The organism is Pseudomonas sp. SDT291_1_S447 (genome assembly GCF_054070155.1).
Genome location: NZ_JBSVXS010000148.1, coordinates 1 through 10,734, shown reverse-complemented (window position 1 = coordinate 10,734; position 10,734 = coordinate 1). Strand labels below are relative to the sequence as shown.

General features: G+C 60.9%; 8 protein-coding genes. 4 read left to right on the top strand and 4 right to left on the bottom strand.

Annotation, left to right across the window (positions count from 1 at the left end):
* Positions 1-34 precede the first annotated feature (34 nt).
* Positions 35-1,333, bottom strand: a complete 1,299-nt coding sequence (argA, locus tag ACW9IR_RS26380; RefSeq protein WP_095119881.1) for an amino-acid N-acetyltransferase — start codon at positions 1,331-1,333, stop codon at positions 35-37.
* A 236-nt stretch (positions 1,334-1,569) separates the two neighbouring features.
* Positions 1,570-2,715, bottom strand: coding sequence for an acetylornithine deacetylase (gene argE / locus ACW9IR_RS26375; protein ID WP_160042277.1), 1,146 nt, complete (start codon positions 2,713-2,715; stop codon positions 1,570-1,572).
* A gap of 155 nt (positions 2,716-2,870) precedes the next feature.
* Between argE and ACW9IR_RS26370 the strand changes: the two genes are divergently transcribed.
* The gene (locus ACW9IR_RS26370) at positions 2,871-4,241 is read left to right on the top strand and encodes a CYTH domain-containing protein (protein ID WP_457465568.1); all 1,371 of its coding nucleotides are present in this window, start codon (positions 2,871-2,873) and stop codon (positions 4,239-4,241) included.
* Positions 4,242-4,329: 88 nt separating this feature from the next.
* Here ACW9IR_RS26370 and ACW9IR_RS26365 read toward each other — a convergent pair whose 3' ends face one another.
* Complete coding sequence (locus ACW9IR_RS26365; protein ID WP_457465566.1) at positions 4,330-4,800, bottom strand: Lrp/AsnC family transcriptional regulator; 471 nt, start codon at positions 4,798-4,800, stop codon at positions 4,330-4,332.
* Between the two features lie 126 nt (positions 4,801-4,926).
* Between ACW9IR_RS26365 and ACW9IR_RS26360 the strand changes: the two genes are divergently transcribed.
* The 3 genes from ACW9IR_RS26360 (at position 4,927) to ACW9IR_RS26350 (ending at position 7,529) form a co-directional block, all read left to right on the top strand.
* Positions 4,927-5,265, top strand: a complete 339-nt coding sequence (locus tag ACW9IR_RS26360; RefSeq protein ID WP_150793162.1) for a hypothetical protein — start codon at positions 4,927-4,929, stop codon at positions 5,263-5,265.
* A gap of 92 nt (positions 5,266-5,357) precedes the next feature.
* On the top strand, positions 5,358-7,142 hold the full coding sequence (locus ACW9IR_RS26355; RefSeq protein WP_095119877.1) for a GspE/PulE family protein: 1,785 nt from the start codon (positions 5,358-5,360) through the stop codon (positions 7,140-7,142).
* 66 nt (positions 7,143-7,208) lie between these two features.
* Entirely contained in the window at positions 7,209-7,529 is a 321-nt protein-coding gene (locus ACW9IR_RS26350) for a DUF2388 domain-containing protein (RefSeq protein ID WP_174245147.1), read from the top strand.
* A 186-nt stretch (positions 7,530-7,715) separates the two neighbouring features.
* Here the strand turns inward: ACW9IR_RS26350 and gcvP are convergent, their stop codons facing one another.
* Complete coding sequence (gene gcvP / locus ACW9IR_RS26345) at positions 7,716-10,589, bottom strand: aminomethyl-transferring glycine dehydrogenase (protein WP_457465564.1); 2,874 nt, start codon at positions 10,587-10,589, stop codon at positions 7,716-7,718.
* Between the last annotated feature and the right edge of the window lie 145 nt (positions 10,590-10,734).

Sequence of the window (10,734 nt, the reverse complement as noted above, 5' to 3'; positions counted from 1 at the left end):
GGGAGCGAGCCTGCTCGCGAATGGAGCGCCTCGGTTACAGAGTTTTTTCGAAGATCTTCGAATTACGCTGAAAGTTGTACAGCGACGCCCGCGCTGCTGGCAGGCGCTCGACGCTGCTTGGCTCGAACCCACGCTCGCGGAACCAGTGCGCGGTGCGCGTGGTGAGGACGAACAAGGTCTTCAAACCCTGCGCCCGCGCTCGGGTTTCGATGCGCTCCAGCAATTCATCACCGCGACCGCCATGGCGATACTCCGGATTCACCGCCAGGCACGCCAGCTCACCGGCGTCGGAATCGGCAATCTGATACAGCGCCGCGCAGGCGATGATCATGCCTTCACGCTCGACCACGCTGAACTGCTCGATCTCACGCTCCAGCACTTCGCGCGAACGACGCACCAGAATCCCCTGTTCTTCCAGCGGACTGATCAAGTCGAGCAAACCACCGACGTCTTCAATTGCCGCCTCGCGCACCAGTTCGAATTGCTCCTGCGCGACCAGCGTACCGCCGCCATCACGGGTGAACAGCTCGGTCAGCAGCGCGCCGTCTTCGGCATAACTGACGATATGACTGCGCGCCACGCCGCCCCGGCAAGCCTCGGCGGCAGCATCGAGCAGTTCCGCCTGATAGTTGCTGCCAAGGCGCTGCAAATGTGCCGGCACTTGCTGTGGACGCAGTTCGCGCACCAGTTTGCCGTTCTCATCGATCAGGCCGAGGTCAGCACCGAACAGCAGCAGTTTGTCCGCGCCCAGGTCGATGGCGGCGCGGGTAGCGACGTCTTCGCAGGCGAGGTTGAAGATTTCACCAGTCGGCGAGTAGCCCAGTGGCGACAGCAGTACGATCGAACGCTCATCCAGCAAGCGATTGATGCCTTTGCGGTCGACCCGGCGCACTTCGCCGGTGTGGTGATAGTCGACGCCTTCCAGCACGCCGATCGGCCGTGCGGTGACGAGGTTGCCGCTGGCCACGCGCAAACGCGAACCCTGCATCGGCGACGACGCCATGTCCATCGACAAACGCGCTTCGATGGCGATGCGCAACTGGCCGACCGCGTCGATTACACATTCCAGGGTTGCGGCATCAGTGATGCGCATGCCGTGGTGGTAATGCGGGGTCAGGCCACGAGCAGCGAGGCGAGTTTCGATCTGCGGGCGCGAACCGTGCACCAGCACCAGGCGCACGCCGAGACTGTGCAGCAAGACAAGGTCGTGAACGATGTTGCCGAAATTCGGATGCTCGACGCCGTCGCCAGGAAGCATGACGACGAAGGTGCAATCGCGGTGGGCATTGATGTAAGGGGACGCGTGACGAAGCCAATTGACGTATTCGGGCATGAACCTGGGCCTGTAATAAATAGCAGCCTAAAAAGGGGCGAAACGGAAAACGCACAGCGGGCTGATGGTTATCGTCGGAACAGGCTTGGCGACACGCGCGCTCTCCTCATGAATACGGGTTGGATTCCCACTAATTTACCGACTCCCCTGTAGGAGCTGCCGCAGGCTGCGATCTTTTGATCTTCAGAACAAAAGCAAAAGATCGCAGCCTTCGGCAACTCCTACAAGGGAGGCGTTCAATTCTTCAGGCAGTAATGTTCAATCAGTTGCCGTAATAGATGCACGGTAGGCTGCAAACGTGACATTTCAAGGTACTCGCCGGGCTGATGCGCACAGGCAATGTCGCCGGGGCCAAGCACGATGGTTTCGCAGCCAAGGCGCTGAAGATAAGGCGCTTCGGTGCCGAACGCTACTGCTTCGGCGCTATGACCGGTGAGCTTTTCGGCGATGCGCACCAGTTCGGCGTCTTCGGCCTGCTCGAACGACGGCACTTCCGGGAACAATGGCTTGTAGTCGATCTTCACCTGATGCCGCTCAGCCACCGGATTGAGCTTGCGCAGAATCTCCGCGCGCAGGACTTTCGGGTCCATGCCGGGCAGCGGTCGCAGATCAAACTCCAGCGAGCACTGGCCGCAGATGCGGTTGGGATTGTCGCCGCCATGGATGCAACCGAAGTTCATCGTCGGCTGCGGCACGCTGAACTGCGGGTTGTTGAATTCACGTTGCCACAACAGGCGCAGGCCGCGCAGTTCGCCGATCGCATCGTGCATCGCTTCGAGGGCGCTGTGGCCCAGGCGCGGATCCGACGAATGGCCGCTCTGCCCGAGGATATCGATGCGCTCCATCATGATGCCTTTGTGCATGCGGATCGGCTTGAGCCCGGTCGGCTCGCCGATCACCGCTGCGCGGCCCAGCGGACGCCCGGCCTCGGCCAGCGCGCGGGCGCCGGACATCGAGCTTTCTTCATCGCAGGTGGCGAGGATCAGCAGCGGTTGCTTGAACGGCTGATCGAGCAGCGGCCGCACGGCTTCGATGATCAGCGCGAAGAAGCCTTTCATATCGCAACTGCCCAGCCCGACCCAACGGCCATCGACCTCGGTGAGCTTCAACGGATCGGTCTGCCACAACGCATCGTCGTACGGCACCGTGTCGCTGTGTCCGGCCAGCACCAGCCCGCCAGGGCCGCTGCCGAAACTGGCGAGCAGGTTGAATTTGCCGGGGCTGACTTGCTGGATGTCGCAGCTGAAACCCAGATCCCCCAGCCAGCCGGCGAGCAAATCGATCACCGCGCGATTGGATTGGTCGAGGTTTGGTTGGGTACAGCTGACCGACGGCGCGGCGATCAGCGCAGCGAACTGGTCTTGCATGGACGGCAAAGGCATCGCTGACTCCAACTCCCGATTTGAAGTCCATCATAGAACCATCCGGCGTCAGGAATAAACCGCCGCAGGGCGTAGGACGAATCAGTCCTGTACACTGCACGGCCTTGGCAGCCACATATTCCCCGGCTGCGCTCCCGATCCTGGATTTTCCGGCCATGCAGAAAGAAACCGAAATCAAACTCCGCGTCAGCCGCGAAACCCTCGCCGCTCTGCGCGAGCACCCGTTACTGAAAAAACGCAACAAAAGTGGCTGGGAACGCCGTGAGTTGATGAACCAGTACTTCGACACCCCCGAGCGCGATCTGGCTCAGGCCAAAGTCGCCCTGCGCCTGCGCAAGGACGGTGACGAAGTGATTCAGACCCTCAAGACCCGTGGCCAGAGCGTCGCCGGTCTGTCCGAGCGTAACGAGTACGACTGGAAGTTGCCGAAAGCCAAGCTCGACGTGAAGAAACTCGACGGCGAATGCTGGCCCGAGTCGCTGGCCGAACTGGACAAGAAAACCCTCAAGCCGATCTTCACCACCGATTTCGTCCGCGAGCGCGCCGAAATCGCCTGGGGTCGTGGCAAGAGCAAAGTGGTCATCGAAGCCGCGCTGGATCTTGGTCACGTTGTCGTCGGCAAGCAGAAAGAAGAAATCTGCGAACTGGAACTGGAATTGCGCGAAGGCGAGCCTGCCGCGCTGCTGGAACTGGCCGCTGAACTGGCGGAAACCCTGGCGCTGATGCCGTGCGACATCAGCAAGGCTGAGCGCGGTTATCGTCTGTACGACGCCAACAGCTACTCGCTGAGCCTGCCGGCGCCGGAGCTGACCCCGGAAACCCAACTCGACGACGCCTTCGCCGCGCTGAGCTGGCACTTGCTCGGCAGCAGCCAGCGTCTGGCCGAACAGTACCGTTTCAACGGTCACTGGCGCCTGTTGCTTGACTGGGTCGAAAACCTCGCGGAAATGCGCGCCCTGCTCAGCAGCCTCGGCCAGGCCGCGCCGCGTCAGTCGACCCACGACTTGCGCGTTGCTTTGGATGCGTTGCTGGAAGACTGGCGCCCGCTGGTGCAGGCCGGTATCGAAGACGAAGACGTGCGCAAAGCCGCGCCAGAGCAGTTCATCGAAGAACTCGAAGACCCGCGCTGGGGCTTGTTCTCGCTGAACACTTCGCGTTGGTTGCTGGCCCGCACCTGGACCGCCGAGCGCAACGTGCGTGGCAACCGTCAGGGTGGCGCGCAGTTGCACAGCTGGTTGCCGCGCACATTGGGCGAAGAAGCCACGGCCCTGCAGTTGCAGCGTTATCAGCAGCAGCCGGAAGATCTGGCTGAACAACTGCCGCGTATCGAGCGCATTCAGGTCTGGCTGCACCATGCACGCAATGTGCTGGAAATCCCGGAAATGGATCGCTTGTACGGCGAGCTGAACAAACTGGCGCAACTGGCCAACGAGCCGACGATCACTGACGAACTGCTCGACGCACGCAAGCAGCAGGCGATTGCGGTTTACCAGAATCGCGCCTGGAAAATGCTCCTGCGCATGTAATACCGCTAAAAGATCGCAGCCTTCGGCAGCTCCTACAGGGTGTACACCCGCCCCATGTAGGAGCTGCCGCAGGCTGCGATCTTTTGCTTTATCGCAAGACAGGCAAACTCGTGGTGGATTTGATCTCCGACAGCGCCACAATCGAATTCACCTCCTGAATCCCCGGCACCAGCGACAGCTTCTCGAAAAAAAACCGCTCATACGCCTCAATATCTGCCGCGACGATGCGCAACAGAAAATCCACCGCGCCCATCAGCACATAACATTCCAGCACTTCCGGAAAGCCGCGAATCGCTTCGGTGAACTCAGTGAAGTTCGAACGCCCGTGCGCGTTGAGTTTGATCTCGGCAAAGATCTGCGTATTCAGGCCAATCTTCTTGCGATCGAGCAAAGTCACCTGGCCACGAATGATCCCCTCCTCCTTCATCCGCTGAATCCGCCGCCAGCACGGCGATTGCGACAGGCCGACCTGCTCGGCGATCTGCGCGCTCGACAGGGAAGCATCCTCCTGCAGCAGGGCGAGAATCTTGCGGTCGTAGCCGTCCAGTTCGCTGTGCATAAAAAAACCTCAAATAGCGCACTATACGAATTGATCCAATCGATCAATCATCAATAACGCCGATCATAGCCAAGAAATACCCCGCACCGAATGTAAAAATTCCTCCAGAGATTTTGGAGACCCGCCATGCCGCACCTCGAAGCCGTAACCACCGCGCCAACCCGCGCCGATGTCTGGAACGTCAGCAACGCCCATTGCCTCGCGCAGTATCAGATTCTCGCCGAGGCTGAGCCGGACTTGCTGGTGCGGGTGCTCAACCTGTTCGCACTGCAATTCCTCACACCGGAACAGGTCAACGTGCAGCGCATGGATGACTTGATGTCGATCGACATTGTCATGGGCGGTTTCAGTTGGCATCGCGCGCAAGTGATCGCGGAAAAACTTCGTAACTTGATCAGCGTTTGCTCGGTGAACCTGCAAAACGCCGACAGCTTCTGGGATGCACCCGCGCAAGCCGCTGGCTGACAAATCCGGCAACGGCTTCGTCGGGTAGTGGCCCAACGGTCTGCGGGGCCACGACTATCCTTTTGCGCACTGTCGCTCAAAAGGAAGCCCGCATGTCCGTTCAACTCGCCACTCAGGACCGCTGGCTGGAACTCAACGAGGTGCTGCGTGAACTGGTCGCCCAAGGCTTTATCGGCCAGGACTCGGCGGAGCAGGCGCTGAACGCCCGTCGCCGTCACGCCGCCCACGGCCAGATGCATCCGCTGGAGTTCATCGCCAGTCAGCAACTCGATGACCTTAGCCGTCCAGGCAAACACCTCGATCTGGAAAGCCTGACCCTGTGGCTGGCGCAGCAGGCCGGTCAGCCGTACCTGCGCATCGATCCGTTGAAAATCAACGTCGCCGCGATCACGCCGTTGATGTCTTACGCCTTCGCACAACGGCACAAGATTCTCGCCGTAGCGGTCGACCGCGACTCGGTCACCGTGGCCAGTGCCCAGCCTTACGTCACCGGATGGGAAGCCGATCTCACCCACGTATTGAAGCTGCCGATCAAGCGGGTGGTGGCCAACCCGGCGGATATCCAGCGCTTCAGCGTCGAGTTCTTCCGCTTGGCCAAATCGGTCAGCGGCGCCAGCAATGGCGATCAGCAGAGCGGTAACCTCGGCAACTTCGAACAACTGCTCAACCTCGGCGCCAGCGATCAGGAGCCGGACGCCAACGACGCGCACATCGTCAACATCGTCGACTGGCTGTTCCAGTACGCCTTCCAGCAGCGTGCCAGCGATATCCACATCGAGCCACGGCGTGAACAAGGCACGGTGCGCTTTCGCATCGACGGCGTGCTGCACAACGTCTATCAATTCCCGCCACAGGTGACCATGGCGATTGTCAGTCGCCTGAAAAGCCTCGGGCGAATGAACGTCGCCGAGAAGCGCAAACCGCAGGACGGCCGGGTCAAGACCAAGACCCCGGACGGCGGCGAAGTGGAGCTACGGCTTTCAACCCTGCCCACCGCGTTCGGCGAAAAAATGGTCATGCGGATTTTCGACCCTGAAGTGCTGCTCAAGGATTTCGACCAGTTGGGTTTCAGCGCCGATGACCTGAGGCGCTGGCAAGACATGACCCGCCAGCCCAACGGCATCATTCTGGTCACCGGGCCGACCGGCTCGGGCAAGACCACTACGCTGTACACCACGCTGAAAAAACTGGCGACGCCTGAGGTCAACCTCTGCACCATCGAAGACCCGATCGAAATGGTCGAGCCGGCGTTCAACCAGATGCAGGTGCAGCACAATATCGACCTGAGCTTCGCCGCCGGGGTGCGTGCACTGATGCGGCAAGACCCGGACATCATCATGATCGGTGAGATCCGCGACCTGGAAACCGCCGAAATGGCGATTCAGGCGGCGCTCACCGGGCACTTGGTGCTGTCGACGCTGCACACCAACGACGCCCCCAGCGCGATCAGCCGCCTGCTCGAACTCGGCGTGCCGCATTACCTGATCAAAGCCACCGTGCTCGGGGTCATGGCCCAGCGCTTGGTGCGCACCTTGTGTCCGCATTGCAAGGCGCCGCTGACGCTCGAAGACGAAGACTGGCAAACCCTGACACGCCCGTGGCAAGCGCCGCTGCCGGGCAACGCGCAACGTGCCATTGGTTGCGTGGAGTGTCGCGATACCGGCTATCGCGGCCGCGCCGGGGTCTACGAAATCATGCAACTGAGCGACAGCCTCAAAGCCTTCATCACCCCGGACACCGACCTCACCGCGATTCGGCGGCAGGCGTTCAAGGAAGGCATGCGCAGTTTGCGTTTGTCCGGCGCGCAGAAGGTTGCGGCAGGGCTGACCACAGTAGAGGAAGTGCTACGGGTGACGCCGCAGAGCGAGCAGAAATAAGTCACCATGGAACCGGATCGGGGAAATGGCGATCCAAGGCCCTAGTTAACCCCCAGGAGTCATCTCATCATGCGTCTCAAACTTGCTGTCGCCACTCTGGCCTTGCTGTCCCTTCCCGTTGGTTCGGCCATGGCGGACAGCTTTTGGCGTAACGTCATCTCGTCCGGTGCCACCACCGGTTCGACCTACCTGACCTTCAAGGATCACAAGCTGATCATCGCCGCACAGGACGATGCCGGCAGTTTCGTTGCCAGTGACGGCGGCATTCGCGGGCCGTATCTGGAAGCAGCGATGCAGAAGGTTCGCGCCGACAATCCGGGCCTGCAGGCGTCGGACATGGAACTGGCGAATGCGATTCTGGCGAAGAACGCCGTGGCTTCCGAGTAAGCCGTTCGCAAAGAAAAATGCCGCTCAATCGAGCGGCATTTTTTTGCCTGTCTTCTGAGCCCAGCACAAAACCCTGTGGGAGCGAGCTTGCTCGCGAAGGCAATTTCACATCCGAAATATGCGGCGACTGACACGCCGTCTTCGCGAGCAAGCTCGCTCCCACAAGGACTGCATACAGTCTGAATGTCAGCGGTAGTCGTCCACCGGGACACAGGCGCAGAACAGGTTGCGATCGCCATAGACATTGTCGACCCGATTCACCGCCGGCCAATACTTGTGCGCTTTGGTGTGCGCATCCGGGGTAATGCCCTGCTCGATGCTGTAGGGCCGCTCCCAAATCCCGGTGACATCCGCCAGGGTATGCGGCGCTCGTTTCAGCGGGTTGTCCTCGGCCGGCCAGTTGCCGTTCTGCACTTCGGTGATTTCTGCACGAATGCTCAGCATCGCACCGATAAAGCGATCCAGTTCAGCCTTGGATTCACTCTCGGTCGGCTCGACCATCAAGGTCCCCGGCACCGGGAAGGACATGGTCGGCGCATGGAAACCGTAATCCATCAGACGCTTGGCTACGTCCTCTTCGCTGATACCGGTCAGCGCCTTCAATGGCCGCAGATCGAGAATGCATTCGTGGGCCACGCGCCCGTTGCGCCCGGTATACAGCACCGGGAACGCGCCGGATAAATGCTGCGCCAGGTAATTCGCCGCCAGGATCGCCACTTCACTGGCGTCCGCCAATTGCGGCCCCATCATGGCGATGTACATCCAACTGATCGGCAAAATACTTGCGCTGCCCCATGGCGCCGCGCTGACGGCGCCGTTCTGCGCCAACGGCCCATCGATTGGCACCACCGGATGATTGGCGACGAACGGCGCCAGGTGCGCGCGAATGCCGATCGGCCCCATGCCCGGGCCGCCACCGCCGTGGGGGATGCAAAAGGTCTTGTGCAAATTCATGTGCGACACGTCGGCGCCGATGTCCGCCGGCCGCGCCAGCCCGACCTGCGCATTGAGGTTGGCGCCGTCCATGTACACCTGACCGCCGTGTTTGTGGATAACCTCGCAGATCTCGCTGATGCCCTCCTCGTACACACCATGGGTCGACGGATAGGTCGCCATCAGGCACGACAACTTATCCCCAGCCTCGGCGGCTTTCGACTTCAAATCTTCCAGATCGACGTTGCCGGCCTCGTCGCACTCGACGATCACCACACGCATCCCGGCCATTTGCGCTGAGGCCGGGTTGGTACCGTGAGCCGAGGACGGAATCAGGCAGATATCCCGCGCGCCCTGCTGTCGGCTCTCATGATATTTGCGGATCGCCAGCAGCCCGGCGTATTCGCCCTGGGCGCCGGAGTTGGGCTGCATGCAGATCGCATCGAACCCGGTGATTGCGCAGAGCCAGCGCTCCAGTTCTTCGATCATCAAGGTGTAACCCACTGCCTGCTCACGCGGCACGAACGGATGCAGGTTGGCGAATTGCGGCCAGGTGATCGGGATCATTTCGCTGGTGGCGTTGAGTTTCATCGTGCACGAGCCCAATGGGATCATCGACTGGTTAAGCGCGAGATCCTTGTTCTCCAGTTGTTTGAGATAGCGCAGCATCTCGGTTTCGCTGTGATGAGCGTTGAATACCGGATGGCGCAGATAAGGCGTCTTGCGCTGAAGGTTGTCGGGGATGCCGGAAACCAGTACTTCGGCGTCGAGATCGTCGACGTTCAGCCCGTGATCGGCACCGAGCAGTACATCGAACAGTTTCGCCACGGTGCGTTCATCGCAGGTCTCATCGAGACTCAGCCCGACCCGCCCACGCCCGAGAATCCTCAGGTTGATCTGTGCAGCCTGGGCGCTCTCGATAATCGCGGTTTGCGCACCGCCGACGTCCAGCGTCAGCGTGTCGAAGAACTGCGTATTGACCCGGCTGATGCCTTTGCGCTCAAGCCCCGCCGCCAGAATGCAGGTCAACCGGTGCACACGCTGGGCGATGCGTTTCAAGCCTTCCGGGCCGTGATAGACCGCGTAGAAACTGGCGATGTTGGCCAGCAGGACTTGTGCGGTGCAGATGTTCGAATTGGCCTTCTCACGACGAATATGTTGCTCACGGGTTTGCAGGGCCATGCGCAGCGCCACGTTGCCCCGGGCGTCCTTCGACACACCGATGATCCGCCCCGGAATCGCCCGTTTGTATTCCTCCCGACTGGCAAAGAACGCCGCGTGCGGCCCGCCATAACCCATCGGCACGCCAAAACGCTGAGAGGAACCGAACACCACATCGGCGCCCAGCTCACCCGGCGGCGTCAGCAACAGCAGACTCAACAAATCAGTGGCGATGCAGGCCAGCGCTTGCTGCGCATGCAGGTGATCGATCAATGGCCGCAGATCGTGAATCTCGCCGTGGGTGTCGGGGTACTGCAACAACGCACCGAACACCTGATGTTGTTTCAAGTTATCCACAGCGTCGATGATCAGCTCGAAACCGAAGCCTTCGGCGCGGGTCTGCACCACGGAAATGGTTTGCGGATGACAGTTCTCATCGACGAAAAACAGGTTGCTCTTCGACTTCGCCACACGCTTGGCCAGCGCCATGGCTTCCGCCGCTGCCGTGGCTTCATCGAGCAGTGAGGCGTTGGCCAATTCGAGCCCGGTGAGGTCGATGGTCAACTGCTGAAAATTCAGCAGCGCTTCGAGCCGGCCCTGGGCGATCTCCGGTTGATAGGGCGTGTACGCGGTGTACCAGCCGGGATTTTCCAGCACGTTGCGCAGGATGACGGTCGGCGTGAGTGTGCCGTGGTAACCCATGCCGATCAGACTGGTCCAGACCTGGTTCTGCTCGGCGTAACCGCGCAGTTTGGCCAGCGCGGCCTGTTCATCGAGGGCGGGCGGCAGATCCAGTGCGCGATTGAAGCGAATGCCCGGCGGCACGGTCTGCTCGATCAGTTCGACCCGGCTGCCGAGGCCGAGGCTGTCGAGCATCGCCTGTTGTTCGGCAGCGTCGGGGCCGAGGTGACGGCGCAGGAAGGCATCAGGGTCGCGTAACTGGCTCAGGGACGGCAACTGGGACATGACGGGCTCTCTCTTGGCTGGCGCTCGGCGTCAATGCAACACGGTCAAACCAGCATAGCAGCCCACATGGCAACCCATTTTCAGTGCACCGCTTCCCCCTGTAGGAGTGAGACTGCTCGCGATGGGGGTGTGTCCATCAGCACTC

Excerpts from the sequence above, each read along its gene's own strand:
- argA (WP_095119881.1), bottom strand. The coding sequence starts at position 1,333 with ATGCCCGAATACGTCAATTGGCTTCGTCACGCGTCCCCTTACATCAAT.
- ACW9IR_RS26365 (WP_457465566.1), bottom strand. The coding sequence starts at position 4,800 with ATGCACAGCGAACTGGACGGCTACGACCGCAAGATTCTCGCCCTGCTG.
- ACW9IR_RS26370 (WP_457465568.1), top strand. The coding sequence starts at position 2,871 with ATGCAGAAAGAAACCGAAATCAAACTCCGCGTCAGCCGCGAAACCCTC.
- gcvP (WP_457465564.1), bottom strand. The coding sequence starts at position 10,589 with ATGTCCCAGTTGCCGTCCCTGAGCCAGTTACGCGACCCTGATGCCTTC.
- ACW9IR_RS26355 (WP_095119877.1), top strand. The coding sequence starts at position 5,358 with ATGTCCGTTCAACTCGCCACTCAGGACCGCTGGCTGGAACTCAACGAG.
- ACW9IR_RS26360 (WP_150793162.1), top strand. The coding sequence starts at position 4,927 with ATGCCGCACCTCGAAGCCGTAACCACCGCGCCAACCCGCGCCGATGTC.
- argE (WP_160042277.1), bottom strand. The coding sequence starts at position 2,715 with ATGCCTTTGCCGTCCATGCAAGACCAGTTCGCTGCGCTGATCGCCGCG.